The sequence below is a fragment of the Pseudomonadota bacterium genome, assembly GCA_018823135.1.
In the GTDB taxonomy this organism is placed as follows: Bacteria; Desulfobacterota; Desulfobulbia; order Desulfobulbales; family CALZHT01; genus JAHJJF01.
Window position 1 is genome coordinate 1 of the sequence record JAHJJF010000092.1, and the last position, 17,771, is coordinate 17,771.

Below are 17,771 nucleotides of genomic sequence, written 5' to 3' on the forward strand. Positions count from 1 at the left end.
AGCACTGATTTGCCATTGGGCGCCATGGTCGGGTCATAACCGTAATGCCTGATACTGATCCGATCAAGGATTTCTCCTGCAACTTCAATCACCTCGGAGGGTTGAATTACCGCCTTATGCGGCTGGTCCGAGAAATCCCCTGAAACCCCCAGCGAAACCTGGATCTGTGATGCAAATATCGGCAGCGTATTATAATATTTCCTGATGGTTTCATTGGTATATCTACCGTGCAGCAATGAAAAAATCGTATTATGGCCGTCACCGGCAGAAATTAGCCGGTCAGCCCGATGCTCGGTTCCATCAGCAAGACAGACCCCTACCGCGGTGTCATCTTCGACGATTATTTCGAGAACTCTTTTTTTATAATGAACTTCTCCACCCAGATCCAGATAACGCTTTTCAATACTGCGCGCAAAGGGGAGCGAGCCACCCACCGGATAACCAGCATCACCGCAATGCATCCAGGCCAGAGTCATCAGCATGGCAAGCATGGAAAAATCCGGCTGGTCAAAGGTGATTGGAAAAGCGTATCGCAAGAATGGATCTTTAAACCGCCCTGCAAATTCCTGAACCGTTATACGACTGTATTTTTCAAAAATCGGCATCAGCGGCAGCATCATGAGTCCGACCTTTATTCCGTATGCAGCGCCGCTCAAACCCTCATCCATGGGTTCACCCAGCGGTACCAGCGCCCGTGCCGCATTGCAGAATTCCGTGATAATTTCATCATCAGCAGGCGACAAGTCCTTCATATGCCCTTCAAGCTTATCAAGGTCACTATAACAGGTAAAACATTTGCCGCCCCTTGCTTCGACCCTCATGAACTCCTGATGTTGAATTATTTCCCTTCCCTGGACTGCTCCAAGTTCCTGCCACATAAGGTTATAACGCGTTTGGGGTCTGGTTCCCACCAACCAGTGAACACAGCCGTCAAAGGTGTACCCATTGCGCTTCCACGCGGTGCACAAGCCGCCGGGTTTATCATGCAGTTCAAAAATCCGGGTACGGTAACCATTCATCCGTGCATAACATCCTGCGGATAGGCCGGCGATGCCAGCGCCGATTATGATAATTGATTTGTCCATTATTCTTTATCTATTGATGAAAATTATCTAGATTATGAGATTTCATTGATTTACTATTCCAGGGGTCGGCTTACTTTCCACAAAACTTACAATTGACGGATTCTAACAAAACGGTTCATATCTATCAATAAATGAGTACTTGACACAACATTGAATCCATAAAGACTCCTTTTAAATGCCAGAAAACCTGCTGGACCAAGTGAGTTGCTAAATCTTTTTTATTTTATACTAATTTACAGAGTTATCCTCATTTATACACCTGTCATTCGCAAGAGAGCAGATTTGACAACTCGACATACAAAGTGTCATCATGCCTGAAGGATATATTTCCCTCAAGACCTAACCCTTCAGATACTCATTAAAAATACTTAATAAAATCCTTCGGACCGAATAGCCAATGGGACATCTTGTCGGCAAGACTTTATATAAAAGACTCTCAGTCAACATTGACAATATGGGTTTTCCCATCGCCGGGAACCAGGCATTTTTTGCTGTTCTCCGTCACCTGTATTCTGAAACCGAGGCGAGCATTGTTATTCAATTGCCTTACCGGCTGTCCTCATTACAACAGATCGAAAAGCTTACTAAAATCAGTTGCCCAAAGCTCGAACATTACCTTGAAAAATTATGCTTTAAAGGCCTGGTGATAGACATCTGGGTTGAAGACCAATATCTTTATATGCCTTCACCTTATGCTGTGGGTATTTTTGAATTCACCTTCATGAAAACCGGGCCCGATGCTGATATCCGGACAATTGCCAAACTTTTCCATGAATATCATTTGTCTTTCACGAAAGGCGACAGGTCATCAGAAAACCGTAAAAGGACAAAAAAGCCCCTGCCTTCAATAGGGATTATGCGGACAATTCCCTATGAGGAACATATTGCCCGTGATGCCTATGTGGAAGTACTTGACTACGAAAAGGCAAGCGCTATCGTCGAGCAATCAGGGGATAAAATGGCGATCAGCCATTGCTCTTGCCGTCACCAGAAGTATCATGCCGGAACCAAGGAATGCGACCATCCGCTTCAGACATGCTCCAGCTTCGGCTGGATGGCGGACTTTGTAATCCGCAGAGGTCTCGGCACACCAGTCACTAAAACACAGATGCTGGAGAATATCGCCCGTTCAAAGGAATTAAAGCTTGTCCTGAACGCGGATAATGTAAAGCAAAATATTACTTTCATCTGCCATTGCTGCAAATGCTGCTGCCATACTTTAAAAAACATGCGGCTTTGCGGTTATCCTAATATTGTGGTCACCTCAACGCTTATTTCAAAAGTCGATGAAAAAAAATGCATCGGCTGCGGCCTGTGTGCTGAAGCCTGCCCGGTTGATGCGATTAAGATGGTTCCCACCGGTGATAAAAAGAAAAAAAAGAAGCCCGTGCTTGATCAAGAAATGTGCCTGGGATGCGGTATTTGCGCCCAGACCTGCAAGACGGACGCGGTCCTGCTGGATAAACGAGAGCAGCGGGTGATTCATCCTGAAAACACCTACGAACGGATACTGCTCCAGTCCTTGCGGAACGGCAAACTGCAGCACCAGCTCTTTCCAAATCCCCAACAGATCACTCATAAAGCAATGCGAGGCATACTTGGTGCTTTCCTGCGGCTCGACCCCGTTAAACGCGGACTCATGAGCGACATTCTGCGCTCAAGATTTCTAAGCGCCATAAAAACAACCACAACAATTTTTGGTGCTTCCCGCAGTTGGCCTGAGTAACCATGATCAAACAAAAATTTAGAAAAATACTCATCAAGGCTGTCCGTTCAATTTATTATTGCCAGCGGCATATCATATTAACGCGCGACCTGAAAGTTCCTAAAATCTCGCTGGATGATATTCATATTCGCTCTATCAGAGAGGACTCCGAAGCACTCACAGACCTCAGCAACCATGTGCCGCATAAGGCAAAAATAATTCAACAGCGACTTGAGGCCGGGGTTGACTGCTATGTGGTCTACAATGACACAAACAAAATGATTGCCTACGGTTGGTATGCAACCAGGGACTTTTATGAACCGATGCAGGACGTTACTTTCATGTTACAAAAAGGCCAGGTATACCCATTTGACGTTGAACTTTTGGAAGAATACCGGGGGCAGTTCATGCTCGCCCCCAAACTTGCCTATCTTTTCTGGAACCATTACATCACATTAGGATATAATAACATAATCTGCATGGTTGATCTGAAGAATACCGCCAGCTTGCAACTTCATGCCTTTATGAACTTCAAGGAATTCGGTGAAATGATTTTGACCCGTTTCATTTTCACCAAACCTTTCACCACCCGAAGACGCTATACAGGTTCATATTTTGACCAATAATCACGGAATATTTCCAGCTCGACGCCTCGGGCGCTAGCTCAATATCATCCTGAAATCCTATACTAAATGTCCAAACTCACTGTCGAAACAATCCGGGATATTGCTGGTCTCGAAAAGCTGAAAACCTGCTGGGATGAATTGCTTGCAACAAGCGAAGCTGACCCTGTTTTCGGAAGTTACGAATGGACCCGGATCTGGTGGCAATCCCATTCGGCAGATAATGTCGATCCTTTTCTGCTGGTTTTCACGCTTAACAAAACGGTAAAAGGGATTATCGGTCTTTACCATACCCGCGCACAACAGGGGCCGTTCACCGTCCACACCATAAAATCACTCGGGGTGCCTGCAGCTGATTATTATAATTTTATTATTGCGGATGAATTTAAAGTCGAAATAATCAATCAATTTGTGGAAAACCAGATAACACAAGGTGATTTCGACGCCATTGCTTTGCGACATATCAAATCATCCTCCGGCAATCTGGCGGAGCTCGTCAGGATTTCCAAAAAGAACGGGTTGATCGCGGTTATTGAACAAACCGAGCCCTGCCCGTATATCCGTCTTGAAAAAACCTTTGAAGATTACCGGCAAAAACAGCTGAACTCCCGCAGCCGTAATATGTACAGCCGGAAATATAAAAAACTCCTGGCCTTGGGGGAAATCCGCTTTGAAATGGTTACGGACAAGGCCGCAATCATCAAGGTTCTCCCAGAAATGGCGGCGCTTGAAGATAAATCCTGGAAAGGGCCCCGGCAAGTGGGCATATTCGCCTCTCCCGAAAAAAGAGACTTCTATTTCAAAGTCACCGAAGCCCTTGCAGAAAAAGAACAGGTCGCCCTTCACTTGCTCTGGCATAATGCCAGGCTTTTATGTTATTATTTCTGTTTTCTGCTTGATGACAGACTTTATTTTTACAATACTGCCTTTGACCCCGAATACAGCCGTTTCTCTCCGGGATCGTTGAGCTTTCTCGATTTGATTAAATGCTGCCACGAGCGGCGAATTATAATTATCGACATGCTCCGCGGCGGTCATGATTATAAATCAGGCTGGGCCGCGCAATGCACCGAAAACATCAATCTGCACCTTTTTCCCCCTACGATCAAAGGGCGGATACTGGCTCTGCTTTTCGAGCTACGGCTTAATTTGCGGAAGTTGAAACGAAAATTTATAGGCAAGAAACATGAAAACTGAAGATGCACCAATTTACATTGTTTCAGGACTGCCCCGTTCCGGAACATCGATGATGATGAAGATACTGGAAGCGGGCGGACTGCAGACCATGGTGGACAATATCCGCACCCCGGACGAAAATAACCCCAGAGGCTATTATGAACTGGAGGCGGTGAAAACCATAAAAAAAGACCATTCCTGGCTCGCAGAGGCCAGAGGCAAGGCGATAAAAATCATCTCAAAACTACTCCAGGCACTGCCTACCGGATATTCCTATAAAATTATCTTCATGAAACGGCGGCTCGAAGAAATAATTTCATCCCAGGAAACCATGCTCCAAAGAGAAGGAAAATCAGCGGCTGTTGACGGCAAAAAACTTGCGGCCCTGTACCATAACCATCTGGAGGAAATTGAAGAATGGCTTTCCCGGCAAAAAAATATCGAAGTATTGTATGTCACTTACCACGAAGTCATTGCCGACCCCAAAACCAACCTGCAATTGTTGAATAACTTTTTGGATAATTGTCTGATTATCGAGAAGATGGTTCGTGTAGTTGATAACAGCCTCTATCGGCAACGAACTGATCCTGGCCGGGTTTCAGATCATCAGGAAAACACAAAAATTTCCGGGAATACCGTAGAAGAAAACGCCACTGCCGAATCCAACAAAAAAATAGAAGATCAGCTCAAGGCTCTGGGATATATGTAAAACCAACCTTCTCAATCCGTAACCGTAATGCAAGACGACAGTTTCCTGATTCTGGAGAAATCTTGACACATACAAAGGTGTTACCCATGCCGCTCCCTAATTTTTTTATTATTGGCGCGCCAAGATCCGGCACGACCTATATGCATAATTGTTTAAAGCAGCATCCTCAAATATTTTTCCCGATAATAAAAGAACCCAGTTTTTTTTCTTATGACAAAAACAACCCGAAAATTGTTGAATTATACTCAAAGCTAGATGCTGCTTATGGGCACAAACTTATCAGATCAATGGATGAATATGCCAATCTGTTCATTGATGTAAAAGACAAATCCTCGATCGGCGAATCATCAACAAATTACTTATATTTCCCAAATACTGCTCAAAATATATACAAACATGTACCAACGGCAAAAATCATTGTTTCGCTAAGAAATCCTGTTGATGCTTTATATTCAATATGCACATGGGCATATATGTATAAATTCATTTATACACCTTTTTTTAATCTCTCAATAAAAGAACAACTCAATACAATTAACGAATTCGATAGATTCTATTTCAATCCTTATTTTTATTATAAATATTTATCTGAATATCTTTCTGTATTTGACAGAAGCAGAATAAAAATTGTTATTTTTGAAGAATGGATTAAAGAGCCTGAAAAATGCATTCCGGAAATTTTCAATTTTCTAGAATTAGATACAAAGTCTAAAGTAGAATATAATGTTGAAGAATTTAAGAGTGATATTATCAGGTCTCTTTTTATTAAAAAAATTATCAGAAGATTTTTTTTAGAAATATCAAATATCATTAATCCGTTTTCTGCCAAATTTGCATATTCATTAAAAAACAGAATAAAAGCCACGTTCCACACAAAACCTCCTCCAATCTCACCGGAGTCGAGAAATGAATTATTAAAACTTTATCATGATGATATCATGAAACTCCAAGACCTCCTCGACCGGGACCTTTCTTTATGGCTCAAGTAATTCTTGAATGACACTCAGAAAATTATGAATATTTTTATTTTATCATCTGCAATCGAAATGTACTCTTTTCAGCTCGCCAACGGCCTTGCGGAAAAAGACAACGTGATGATTGGCATGCGAAAATCCGAGGGTCTGAAACTTTTTTCTCAGTTTCAACCTTTTATTTCCGCTTCCAAGGTGACGAGTTACCTGACCCCTCATTATGCTTTTCCTGATCCCCGTTGTTTCTGGGAAGGACTGAAATTGTACAGGGAAATAATACATCATGACTCGCATGTGCTGCATTTCCATTCTGGCAATCTTTTTGCGGAATATCTTATCGCCCTCTTCCTGGCCCACAGAAAAAAAATCCCTATTATTACCACCTTTCATGACACATCTAACCATTCCGGGGAACAGCGGAAACTGCGGCATAAATACATCAGCTCAAACCTCATAATGCATGTAACGGATCATGCAATTGTGCATGGTAAAGTTCTTGCTGATGACGGTGTAAATTTCGGCTTTGACAGGAGCTTGATTACTGTGGTCCCCCACGGCAATTATGATATCTATCATCACACGGCCAACCCCGCAGAAGAGTCGCAACCCGTACCGGGCAGGGTCCTGCTTTTCGGAAGAATGATTCGGTATAAAGGCCTTGAGATTTTAATCAAGGCGGCTCCCGTCATCGCCTCAAGGGTTCCCAATTTAAAAATTGTTCTGGCCGGGACTGGCCCTGAGCTCAATCGCCTGCTGCCGGAGGTGGAAAATAATCCCTTATTTGAGGTGCACAACAGGTTTATCGATTCGGGAGAAGTAAAAACTTTTTTCAGCCGTGCAAGTGTAATTGTCCTGCCGTACCATGATGCCACCCAATCCGGTCCGCTCCACCTCGCATACACATTCGGGCGACCGGTGGTCGCAAGCAAGGTCGGCGCCATCCCCGAAGCCCTGACCGATGGGATTGAAGGCATTCTCGTCCCGCCTGATAACCCTGAAGCCCTGGCCCAGGGACTCACCAGAATCCTCCTTGATCCTCAAACGGCTATGGATATGGGGCTGAATGGAAGGGAAAAGGCATCCACCCGCTTAAACTGGGCCGGCCCAATTGCCGAGCAGACAAGAAAGGCTTACGCCAAGGCTGTCGATCACCATGAAAACCGAAAAAAATACCTTCGCCCAAGCTTATTAAAAATGTTACTAAAGAAGTACACCTCTAATAATTAAAACAGTTAGGCACGGATCATCTTTCAATATCATCTAAGTTAAGGACCGCAAGGTTTATCCATTCACAACCGTTTAATTATGCTGAAAAAATTATTCCAAAAGAAAAATAAAAAGGTTGCGGTGCTTGGCCTTGACGGCGTGCCATACACCTTGCTGGTTACGATGATGAATAATGGTCACATGCCGCATCTTGAGAAAATCATCAATCAAGGGACCCTCACCAGCATGACCGCCTCCATCCCCGAAGTGTCCTCCACTTCCTGGAGTTGTTTCATGACCGCCGTGAATCCGGGAAAACATGGCATTTACGGCTTTATGGAAATTGACCCCGACTCATACTCCTTCAAGTTTCCTAATACGAATGATCTGGCGAGCAAGACCCTTTGGGAGATTGCCGGGGGGAATGGCCTGAAAAGTATTGTTATAAATATTCCATCCACCTACCCTGCAAAACCTCTAAACGGTGAACTCGTTGCCGGCTTTGTGGCGCTTGACTTAAAGAAGGCATGCTATCCCGAATCAATGTTTACGCATTTATCTGGCATGGGATACCGTCTCGATGTTGATGCTGGCAAAGCCGCGTCATCAATGGATGCATTTATCGAGGATTTAACACTCACATTTAAGAAACGAAAAGAAGCCATCCTTCATTATCTCAGAAAAAAAGACTGGGACCTGTTTGTAGGTGCCATAACCGAGACAGACAGACTGCATCATTACCTTTGGGAAGCTTGGGAAAACTGTGATCATCCGCGTCATGCTTTCTTTATAGATTTTTATACAGAACTGGATACATTCATCGGGGATTTCCATAACCTACTTGATAAGCAGACCCCTTTTATCATGCTATCCGACCATGGCTTTACAACAATCAGACAAGAGGTGTATCTGAACCGTTTTCTTCAGGAAAAAGGCTATCTGAGCTTCACTTCTGATTCGCCCAGGTCTTTTCAAGATATGGCGCCACAAAGCACCGCATTTGTACTTGATCCTTCCCGGGTTTATATCCACACGAAAAAACGCTATAGCCGGGGATGTGTTGAAACCAGTGATTATAAACAACTATGCGATTGCCTAAAAAAAGATCTGCTGGAATTTCAGATTGACGGGAAACAGGTAATCAAGGAAATCTTCGATGCACGCGATCTGTACATCGGCAGGGAAACCCATCGCGCCCCTGATCTGGTGCTTCTGCCCCATGAAGGATTTGACCTCAAAGGCAAGATAACCGAGAGAAATTTATACGGCAGAGGACTGCTCACCGGCGGCCATACCCGCGAAAACGCCATGCTCTATATCAATCGGCAAATACCATCAGGCAATCCTAATATTACCGATGTCGGAGCAACCATCCTTGATCTCCTGGGAATCCTCACAGCGGATCTTGATGGAAAAAGTCTGGTATAAAAGATTATGCAATCGACAAACGCAACAGACAGGAAGATTCTGGTTATCGGCATTGATGGCGGCACATTTGATGTCATCATGCCGATGATCGAGGCCGGGCTTCTGCCGAACCTTGGAAAACTCGTGCGAAACGGTATTCGCAGCGAACTTCTTTCAACGATTCCACCGGTTACCTCCCCGGCCTGGTCCTCTTTCATCACCGGCACCAATCCCGGCCGCCACGGGGTCTTCGGTTTTTTTGATCGAGATCTTGCCAATTATGAACTCAACAGCGTCAACACCCTGATGAATCTCACAAACATGAAAGGCATTCCTTTCTGGCGGGCATTCAACAGATACGGCAAAAAGGTCGGCCTGATAAATATCCCCTTGACCTATCCCCCCGACAAAGTTGATGGATTCATGATTTCCGGAATGCTTGTGCCCGAAAACGCCAAAGATTATTTCCATCCCGCCGAAATCCGCTCAGACCTCGACGGCTACCAGGTGGATCTTCAAGGTTTGCGGGACAACAACAACTGGAATGCCCGCAACCTTGTAATGGCCGACCGGGATGGATACATCCGGAAGGTTTTTAAAATGACCGAAAGCCGTGCACATCATGCGCTTAAATTCATGAAAAATAAAGAATGGGATTTTTTTATGGTTGTGTTCACCGGTTCTGACAGAATCTGTCATCATTTCTGGACAGATAATGAGACCGGCGAAGCCCCCTCCCCGTTAGTCAAAAAATACTACCGATTCCTTGATGAAAAGATCGGTTCGCTCATCGAAGGGTCCGGGGAAAAAACCGTCAAGATTATGATGTCGGACCATGGATTCGGCAAAGCCCCTGAGAAATCCATCAATGCCTTTGCCTTAATGAAAAATCTTGGATATCCGGCGGTAGGCCTTAATGAGAAATTCCGTTTCCTGGCCAATAAGATTACGCAGAAAATGGGCCTCCCCAGAAACAAGGTCGAGCTTGATGAAAGCTACTGGCGTAAATCCAAGGTCTTTCCGGTGCCGATTTATGGAAACTTCTTGGGCATAAGCATAAATACCATTGGCGAAAAAAAATGGGGAATTGTTCAACCGGGGCATGAATATGAATCGATCATCAAGGAAATCATCGCGCAACTTGAAACCATGAAAGATCCTGAAACCGGCAAGAACATTGCAACCAGCATCTTCCGCAGGGAGGACCTGTATTCAGGGCCGCATCTCACCCAGTCGCCGGATTTGACAATTCAGTTTTCCTATGATTATCAGATAGTATTCAGACCGCTCAAGAAACGAATAATTGAACGGATCAAGCCGGCAAGGACAGGTGATCACCGGCGCGAAGGAATTTTTATTGCCCACGGCCCGAATATTCCCCAAGCTCTGCTGAGCAGACCCATTGAACTTGCGGATGTGACCGCCACCCTTTTTGCCCTGCTTGACATTCCTTGTCCCGCCAGCTATGAGGGCCGGGTTATTCATGAAGTCATGAGCAATGATTTCAAGGAATTTGCCAGGAGCAACGAATTCGACAACTTAAGCCTTGAGGTGGATGCCCGACAGGGGGGGACTGACGAAGATTTTGAAAAATCCAAAGAACTCTTGAAAAATCTGGGTTACATGTAATCCTCGGTGAGGAGCCGGCCGATCTTGAACAGCGAAGATACACCTCACACAAAAAGTAATACAAGGAATCAGGAAACCTCTTTTTCGATTCTCAAAAGCGCCGGCATCGGCGGCATCGGAAGCATTATCTTCGGCGTTGTCAACTTCCTCAACAATGTCCTGCTCACCCGGTATCTTGGGGCGGAATCCTACGGTGTCTTTGTCTTAAGCACTACCATCATCTCCTATCTGATTCTCATATGCCTGCTCGGCATGGAAACATCCATGCTGAAGCTCATTGCCGAATACCGGGCAACTCAAGACACACCAAAGCTAAAAGGTTCTTTATGGGCCGGGATGGGCACTCCCTTTGCTTTCAGCATATTCGTAGTTCTCATTCTTTATTTTTCAGCTGATTTTTTCTGCGGCTCCCTGCTCCATAAACCGGAAATTTCTCCGGTATACAAACTTCTGCTCCTCTCGGTTCCTTTTTCAGTACTGGTCCGCGTTCTCCTCGGGGCGCTGCAGGGGGCCAAGGCCATCAAATTCAGGGTAATAATTGAACGGATTGCCACCCCTCTGCTTCGCGCATTGATTATCGTTGCAGTAATCATAGTCGACCGCGGGGTAACCGCCCTGGCAACAGGTTATGTCATTGTTGCAATTGCAGGTTCGGCTCTGAGCATTTATTATCTGACCCTGGCGATTCCAGAATTTTTTGCCAAAGACAAAATGATAATTGAAAGCCGAAAGATTAAAAACCTCGCAGCAACAATTTATTTCACAAGAATCTGCCAACAGGTGCTGACTAAGCTCGACATAGTAATCATCGGTTATTTTCTTCCCGCCGCAATGGTGGGCATCTACAGCGCCGCCTCCCGGATTCCACCGTTGATAGCCGTGCCGATGGTTCTCGTCAACCTTGGATTCGCGCCGATAATCTCGGCCATGCATGCCCGATCCGAAATTGAAGAGTTAAACCTGCAACTGAAAATAACCACTAAGTGGATTATAACCGCAAGCCTGCCGCTGCTGTTTCTGCTTGTTTATTTTGCACCTGACATCCTCAGAATCTTTGGAAAGGATTTTGCCGCTGGCGCAACGATTATGACAATCATCTGTTTCGGTTTTTTTGCCGATTCGGCAACCGGATCATCCGGATATATGCTGATGATGACCAATCATGCGAAATTCAATCTTCTTAATTCCATTATCACCGGCATCCTCAGTGTCCTCTTGAATCTGGTTTTGATACCCAGGTTTGAATTGATCGGTGCAGCAGTTGCAAATACAGTTTCTATCTTGGTACTTCAGATCCTTCGATTGATACAATTATTCTATTTATTGAAAATTCATCCATATTCTCTTGATACTCTCAAGCCGATTTTCAGCTTAATAATGGCCGTTGCCATCGCCCTTTTGGTCAACTTCATCTGGTCTCCGGAAAATGTTCTCTTTTCGTCTATTGCAACCACCGTGCTTTTCCTGGGATGCTATGTTCAAGGACTACGCATCCTGAAATTTTCCCCTGAAGATGAAATAATATTGAACCGCATAAAAGAAAAAATTTCAGGGCTTGTGAACAAAATTTTCGGATCTAAAAAAACATTGGAGTGATAAATGGTGCCTTTTCTGGATAATCATCAACTTGTTTTCATAGGAGGTCTTCATAGAAGCGGCACTTCCCTTTTGCATGAAATTCTCCGCGATCATCCTGAAATCAGCGGCTTTTCAGATACCGGGGTCACTCAAGACGAGGGGATGTTCTTGCAAAACGTTTACCCGACAGCCAAACCTTTTGGCGGACCGGGACGATTCGGATTTGACAATAAATCGTTCATGGACGAAGATCACCCACTTGCAACCGAAGAAAACGCCAAAAAGATTTTTATGGAGTGGGGCAAACACTGGAAGCTGAATAAAAAATATCTCATGGAAAAATCGCCCCCCGATCTTGTACGAACAAGATTTCTCCAAAAGCTCTTCCCTCATTCGTTATTTATCATAGTCCTGCGGCATCCGGTTGCCGTTGCATATGCCACAAAAAAATGGGCCGGATCCGGCATCCCATCTCTGATAGAACACTCCCTCCGATGTTATGAGAGATTCATGACCGACAAAGCTTATCTCAACAAATTTTTCATACTCAGATATGAAGACTTTGTCCGGGAACCGGAAAAGATCCTGAACTCCATTACAGGCTGGATTGGCATTAACCGAATTCAAACCAATAAACCAATCCGCTCTGATATTAACAAAAAATATTTCCTGAAATGGGAAGAGGACCAGACGAATTTTGTAAAGCAGATTCTTTTAGGATATAAGGACCTTCCGGAAAAATATCAAAAAAGATTCAACAATCTAGGGTATTGCATAAAGGATATTGAGCAACTGATGCCTGTTGCCTGGCTGGGGCCGAATTCGGACAACAAAAAAAATATCTAATGGCAGATAATTCTCTTTAGAGTCGGGCTTACGTCAATTCTACTGTAATTGCTACTGTGGGATCTTTCCGGTCTCTTCGGCAGAGTCCTTCTTCCTTTCGCGCCTATCTATAAAAATCAGAGCGAATGCAATCCCCATAAAACTCCAAAAAGGCGTATTGAGCATTACATAAACATAGGCAACAAGATGATGAATACTGAACGCTACTATCCCTCCAATCAAAGCAAAAGCGGTGTAACCCAACAAGTCATCTTTCGATTGAAAGGCCGTTTGCAGCAACTTGAACAGCACTACTACGATGATGAAGCAAAAAGACAACATGGCAGGCAAACCCATTTCCGCACCAATCAATAAAAAGTCATTGTGTACCGGCCAGGGGAAAACGATGCTGATCCATTGGAAAATATCATAGTGCTGGTTAACACTGGTATAGTTTCCCAATCCAACACCCAGAAAAGGATTATGGAGAATCATATTAAGCGCGTTTATCATCAGAGGAATTCTTATGATTGCGGAACCGTAATCATCTTCAAAAAGCCGTTGCCGAACCGATTCGCTGAGAGCAAGAATCAAAACAATAAATGCAACAATCACAATTGAAACAAAGAATAGCGAAAGGACCTTCCTGCCGGACAATCTGCAAATACACCCATAAAAGGTCAATGTTCCCCCGACGGCTAATCCCATCCATGCTCCTCGAGAAAATGTCAGAATTTCCAGGGTAAAAGCCAGGAGGATTACCGGCAGGAAAAAACAAATTTTCGTGCGAAGTTGAATTTTCGTAAAAAATAAAGCGAAATTGATTGGAATTATGAAGGAAAGATAAGATGCCAGAGCATTTTTTGACATCGACCCTCCCACCCGAAGCAACTCCTTAGAACCAGCCGTCACAGTTTCAACTGATGTTTCTGTTTCACCGAGAAATCCCAACCCAAGGCTACTTCCTGAGATTATTTGCGCCAAACAAATAAATGCTTGAAAAAAAACAGACACAAGAAATAAGTAAAAAATAAATTTCAGAATATCCTTGGTCCGAATACTGTTTGCAACAATCAGAAAAGTCAAAAAACATTTAAAGACCGTCACCAGGGACCAGAACTTAATCACAGTAGGAGATTCGATCCGTGGACTCCCAAGCACCGCACTCATAAAAATCAGCAGAAAAGGAATTGAAACAGGCAGGATCAAATCAATATCCTTCCTCTCTATTGAACAAAGTCGCTTCAGTAAAAGCATAAACAGAAAAAACAATGGAATATCATATCCATAAATCACTACACCAACTATGGGCTTGAAAAAGTCCCGCGCCGGAATGAGTATCGGATGATAGTTGAGACCGATGGGCAAAAGAAAGAAGAAACCAAAGGTTAAAATGGTTTCTTTAAAGGGGCTTACGATAAACAACATGGCGCCGAAAATTATGCACAGAAAAAACAGCGACCATTTGATTTCGATGGAACCGATGGTTGCAACGACAATGCCGACTACTAAACCTATGACAACTACAAGTAACTTATCAATTACCTGTAATGGAGGCTTGCTGGCGGAATGCGCATCTAATATAACCATTGGTAGAGCCAGGATGGAATTGGCCTGTGGATTCGATTCAGAACTGCTGAGTTCAGGGTGCAGTTATGGTCGGTAAATTTGGAAACGGCATTCTGGAGTACTTTAATGTTGCTTCTGCCGGACTGGATGACAAGAAAGGTTTCATCCGACGCCAGAGCTATCGCAATGGCATTATGTGAACTCATGATCGGCACAGAATCTATTAAGATAAAGTCAAACCGTTTCCGGAGTCCATCAAATGTTTCCGTCAGTTGCTCAACGGACAACTGGCAATCCGGATTTCTGGTTTCAGTACCGGTAAACATAACATACAGATTTCTCGGTTCAACCTGATTGATTGCGTCCGAATCAGTGAAATCCTTTGCCAGCAATTGCTGAAAACCCGGTTTTGGCGCCAGTTCGAAACAATTAAATAGCTGCGGATTCTGGAAATTTGCGTCAATCAACAGCACATTGGAGTTTTTCTCACGAGCAGCCAGAAGCCGTGCAACATTCACGGCAAAAGTAGTGCAACCTTCACCTGAATGTGCAGAAGTGAGTTGAAAAACCCGCTTGTTGTTTTCTTTGCGCAATGTGCTGAGATGAACACAGAAATCCCCGGTCTGCTTTTCTTTGGTAAGATCGAGAATCGCAACTGTTCCTGTATTCATTTTTTCTTCTGCCATAATTGTTGTTCTCTAATCGGAAAAAATACTGATCAAACCTTTTTTTCATCTTTTTTGGGGTAGGCGCTGATTACCTTGAGCTTAACTGATGATTCCACATCCGCCGCGGTTTTGACCCTAAAATCAATAAACTCAAGAAAAACCGCCGAGCAAATTGCTGCAAAAAAACCGAAGAATAGACTTAAAACTATAATAAGGAGTCTCTTGGGAGAATCCATTTTTACCGGTATGTCAGGATAATCAACGATTCTGACATTTGCCAAATCGCGCTTCAGGCGCTCTTCGCTGGTCTTGGTGTCTTCCAGTTTTGAAGCATAAAGCTTGAGTTTCTCCATCTGGAAATCTTTCATTCTGAGCAGATTCTGGAGTTTGGCATTGTGTTCGGTAAGGGCGAGACCTTCGGTGCGCAACGCATCAAATTTTTCCTGCAGATTCTCCTTTTTACGGATCATGGTCTGCAATTCTATTTTGCTGGTCCGAAACGCTTTTTCCATTTCTGTCCTGATATTCGTACGAAGAAGCTCTATTTGTGATGTTATATTTTTATAATTGGAGCTGTTCTCCGAGTACTTTCTCTTTATTTCATTCTGCGTCATCAAAAGAGGCACCAGAGCTTTATCCAGCTCTAGGATAGCCGGTATGGCATGCATTTCTCTTGAAATAGCTATTTCCGCGATTTTGCCTTCTAACGATTTTTCAAAAAAATAGATCTGGTCTTCCTTTTCACTAATATCAACTTCAAGGTGCCCCAGATCCTGCAATAGCTGGGACAAACGCATCACATTCTCTTTATTTTGCAGATCAATATCAATGATCTGATTTTCTCCCAACAGGCGGTTAATCTCGGTTTCGGTTTTTTCCAGGTCATGAAAAAATTTATCGGTTAAGGTACTGAAGAGTTCCCCGCCCTGAACGTTTGAATACACAACATCATGATGTTTTACGTAAACCTTGATCAGTCGGTCCAAAACGACTTTGGCAGCCTTGGCACTTTCCGCTTCAAGAGTAACAGTGAACATATTGGTCATTACCACCTGTTCCGTTTCCAGGGAATCGTAGAGCAGGGTTAAGTAATAGTTGAAAATGGGCACTTCTTCGAGAAGTTTGATATAGACCAGAAACTGTTTTAGTTTCTTTTTTGTAATACCGACAGCCTTCACCAGCCAACTCAATTGGTCCTTGGGCAGGTTCAAAGCTATCGCCTGATTCTCATCTAAAAATGACTGAATGGTTTTCCTCAAAACATCATTGCTTTTGAGCATCTCCATTTCCGTGTTAATTTCCTGGGGGTTTACCGGTGTGAATGAATTTGGATCCCTACTTGTGGTAATAACGGAATTGGCGTTGCTTTTGGGGAGTACCAGAATTGTCGCGGATGTTAAATATGTCGGAGTCCAGAAATATGCATAGAGTCCGACCAGACCGACGATAATCAAATATACCGCCAGCATGTGATATTTCCAGGAAAACAATATCCTGGCGAAATCCTTAACCGTATGGAGATTTGTAAGTAACATGATGTCCTAAGAGCCGTTTCCAGTAAACAATTTCTTATCTTAATAAATCAACTTGGTCGCTAAATGTATATCCCACCCCTCTAAAGAAAGGTATAGACTCGGTTATTTGGCTGGCAATCTGACTGATCTTGGTAATCTTTGTGCGAGGCACAAAAACTATATCGTACTGGGAAAGCACCAGGTCTTTGCCGATATTTCCCGTCTCAATAATCTCGCCGTAATCAATAACCTTCGCCATTGGCTTTCCTTTGCCGTTCCTGCTGATCACAAGAATCGTACTCAGTTCAGCGGTGGCAAATGAGACTTTTGAACTGGCCAGGACCTGGCTTAAAGTTGTGGTGCTGTTGATCGGGTAAAAACTCGGTGCTCGTACCTCTCCCAAAACATAGACCTGATTGTTTCTCGCTTCAACCAGAGACAAGAAGACCTGGAGATTCATACTGTATTTTTCCTGGTAGAGCTGGTTAACTCTATTGCTCATTTCTGCAAGATTCATCCCCACCACTCGAAAGTCCTTTACAGCCGGGAAAGAGACATAACCGTCGGGTCGCACTCTCACCCTGCGCAACTGCCCCTGATTCTCTGAGATGATGGCATTCCTGAGCTGATTAAGCGCATAATAAAACCTGTTCAATGTGACTGTAACAACAGGCTCCGAAATCAGGTCGGCATAGCGTTCAGCGATCTTTTTTTCAAGGTCCGTCCTGGTCATGCCGATTACTTCCAATTTCCCTTTTGGGGGAAGCGCAATGAGGCCATCCGGCATGACTGTCTCTTCCCGGTTCAACTCAGGATACAGATAAAACTCTATTTTTATGATATCACCGACGCCAATTCTGTATTCATTGGAATTCTGAGCTAATTCAAAATAGAATGTCGCCTCAATTATGTCTTCCGGTCCGATCAGATAGTCACTTGTATTCTCCGGAACAGAGTAGTCTTCATAGACGGTATTATTTTCTACATCGATAGACGGACCGACACATGCAGAAATCAATGCGCTTAAGAAAACCAAGAGCATTAATCGCATCATTTTTCTATTACAGGCTGTCTCAAGTATCTCAATCATTATCAGCTTATTACTC

At 43.9% G+C, this 17,771-nt stretch carries 15 protein-coding genes; 10 read left to right on the forward strand and 5 right to left on the reverse strand.

What is annotated here, in order from left to right; translation table 11 throughout:
- Window positions 1–1,085, reverse strand: a 1,085-nt coding sequence (locus KKE17_09975) for an NAD(P)-binding protein (GenBank protein ID MBU1710320.1), incomplete at its 3' end; no start/stop codon positions are given.
- 397 nt (window positions 1,086–1,482) lie between these two features.
- Here KKE17_09975 and KKE17_09980 point away from each other — a divergent pair.
- From KKE17_09980 to KKE17_10025, 10 genes are all read left to right on the forward strand, one after another.
- Window positions 1,483–2,811, forward strand: a complete 1,329-nt coding sequence (locus tag KKE17_09980) for a 4Fe-4S binding protein (protein MBU1710321.1) — start codon at window positions 1,483–1,485, stop codon at window positions 2,809–2,811.
- A gap of 2 nt (window positions 2,812–2,813) precedes the next feature.
- Window positions 2,814–3,416, forward strand: coding sequence for a hypothetical protein (locus KKE17_09985; protein ID MBU1710322.1), 603 nt, complete (start codon window positions 2,814–2,816; stop codon window positions 3,414–3,416).
- Window positions 3,417–3,482: 66 nt separating this feature from the next.
- Window positions 3,483–4,610 carry a GNAT family N-acetyltransferase gene (locus KKE17_09990; protein MBU1710323.1) on the forward strand — a complete coding sequence of 376 codons (1,128 nt, stop codon included), beginning with the start codon at window positions 3,483–3,485 and terminating at the stop codon, window positions 4,608–4,610.
- Window positions 4,600–5,298 (forward strand): sulfotransferase, encoded by a 699-nt coding sequence (locus KKE17_09995; GenBank protein ID MBU1710324.1) that lies wholly within the window; start codon window positions 4,600–4,602, stop codon window positions 5,296–5,298. The genes KKE17_09990 and KKE17_09995 overlap by 11 nt, the downstream gene beginning before the upstream one ends.
- 86 nt (window positions 5,299–5,384) lie before the next feature.
- Window positions 5,385–6,287, forward strand: a complete 903-nt coding sequence (locus tag KKE17_10000) for a sulfotransferase (GenBank protein ID MBU1710325.1) — start codon at window positions 5,385–5,387, stop codon at window positions 6,285–6,287.
- A 24-nt stretch (window positions 6,288–6,311) separates the two neighbouring features.
- Entirely contained in the window at window positions 6,312–7,496 is a 1,185-nt protein-coding gene (locus KKE17_10005) for a glycosyltransferase family 4 protein (GenBank protein ID MBU1710326.1), read from the forward strand.
- Window positions 7,497–7,574: 78 nt separating this feature from the next.
- Window positions 7,575–8,903: an alkaline phosphatase family protein gene (locus tag KKE17_10010; GenBank protein MBU1710327.1), complete on the forward strand. Its 1,329-nt coding sequence runs from the start codon at window positions 7,575–7,577 to the stop codon at window positions 8,901–8,903.
- A 6-nt stretch (window positions 8,904–8,909) separates the two neighbouring features.
- A complete protein-coding gene (locus KKE17_10015) occupies window positions 8,910–10,511 on the forward strand; it encodes an alkaline phosphatase family protein (protein MBU1710328.1) in 1,602 nt (533 codons plus the stop codon).
- Between the two features lie 24 nt (window positions 10,512–10,535).
- The gene (locus tag KKE17_10020) at window positions 10,536–12,107 is read left to right on the forward strand and encodes a flippase (GenBank protein MBU1710329.1); all 1,572 of its coding nucleotides are present in this window, start codon (window positions 10,536–10,538) and stop codon (window positions 12,105–12,107) included.
- 3 nt (window positions 12,108–12,110) lie between these two features.
- A complete protein-coding gene (locus KKE17_10025; GenBank protein ID MBU1710330.1) occupies window positions 12,111–12,935 on the forward strand; it encodes a sulfotransferase in 825 nt (274 codons plus the stop codon).
- 51 nt (window positions 12,936–12,986) lie between these two features.
- On the opposite strand, the gene KKE17_10030 is transcribed toward KKE17_10025, so the two are convergent.
- The 4 genes from KKE17_10030 to KKE17_10045 all read right to left on the reverse strand — a co-directional run bounded on the left by KKE17_10030 (window position 12,987) and on the right by KKE17_10045 (window position 17,755).
- The gene (locus KKE17_10030; protein MBU1710331.1) at window positions 12,987–14,342 is read right to left on the reverse strand and encodes an O-antigen ligase family protein; all 1,356 of its coding nucleotides are present in this window, start codon (window positions 14,340–14,342) and stop codon (window positions 12,987–12,989) included.
- Between the two features lie 149 nt (window positions 14,343–14,491).
- On the reverse strand, window positions 14,492–15,154 hold the full coding sequence (locus KKE17_10035) for a CpsD/CapB family tyrosine-protein kinase (protein ID MBU1710332.1): 663 nt from the start codon (window positions 15,152–15,154) through the stop codon (window positions 14,492–14,494).
- 47 nt (window positions 15,155–15,201) lie between these two features.
- Window positions 15,202–16,686, reverse strand: a complete 1,485-nt coding sequence (locus KKE17_10040; GenBank protein ID MBU1710333.1) for a hypothetical protein — start codon at window positions 16,684–16,686, stop codon at window positions 15,202–15,204.
- A gap of 34 nt (window positions 16,687–16,720) precedes the next feature.
- Window positions 16,721–17,755, reverse strand: a complete 1,035-nt coding sequence (locus KKE17_10045; protein ID MBU1710334.1) for a polysaccharide biosynthesis/export family protein — start codon at window positions 17,753–17,755, stop codon at window positions 16,721–16,723.
- Window positions 17,756–17,771 lie beyond the last annotated feature (16 nt).

Bases quoted from the DNA above. Each gene is read 5' to 3' on its own strand.
- KKE17_10030 (MBU1710331.1), bottom strand. From the start codon at position 14,342: ATGTTGTTTATCGTAAGCCCCTTTAAAGAAACCATTTTAACCTTTGGT.
- KKE17_09995 (MBU1710324.1), top strand. From the start codon at position 4,600: ATGAAAACTGAAGATGCACCAATTTACATTGTTTCAGGACTGCCCCGT.
- KKE17_10045 (MBU1710334.1), bottom strand. From the start codon at position 17,755: ATGATTGAGATACTTGAGACAGCCTGTAATAGAAAAATGATGCGATTA.
- KKE17_10025 (MBU1710330.1), top strand. From the start codon at position 12,111: ATGGTGCCTTTTCTGGATAATCATCAACTTGTTTTCATAGGAGGTCTT.
- KKE17_10005 (MBU1710326.1), top strand. From the start codon at position 6,312: ATGAATATTTTTATTTTATCATCTGCAATCGAAATGTACTCTTTTCAG.
- KKE17_10040 (MBU1710333.1), bottom strand. From the start codon at position 16,686: ATGTTACTTACAAATCTCCATACGGTTAAGGATTTCGCCAGGATATTG.
- KKE17_10000 (MBU1710325.1), top strand. From the start codon at position 5,385: ATGCCGCTCCCTAATTTTTTTATTATTGGCGCGCCAAGATCCGGCACG.
- KKE17_10015 (MBU1710328.1), top strand. From the start codon at position 8,910: ATGCAATCGACAAACGCAACAGACAGGAAGATTCTGGTTATCGGCATT.
- KKE17_10010 (MBU1710327.1), top strand. From the start codon at position 7,575: ATGCTGAAAAAATTATTCCAAAAGAAAAATAAAAAGGTTGCGGTGCTT.
- KKE17_09980 (MBU1710321.1), top strand. From the start codon at position 1,483: ATGGGACATCTTGTCGGCAAGACTTTATATAAAAGACTCTCAGTCAAC.
- KKE17_10035 (MBU1710332.1), bottom strand. From the start codon at position 15,154: ATGAATACAGGAACAGTTGCGATTCTCGATCTTACCAAAGAAAAGCAG.
- KKE17_09985 (MBU1710322.1), top strand. From the start codon at position 2,814: ATGATCAAACAAAAATTTAGAAAAATACTCATCAAGGCTGTCCGTTCA.
- KKE17_09990 (MBU1710323.1), top strand. From the start codon at position 3,483: ATGTCCAAACTCACTGTCGAAACAATCCGGGATATTGCTGGTCTCGAA.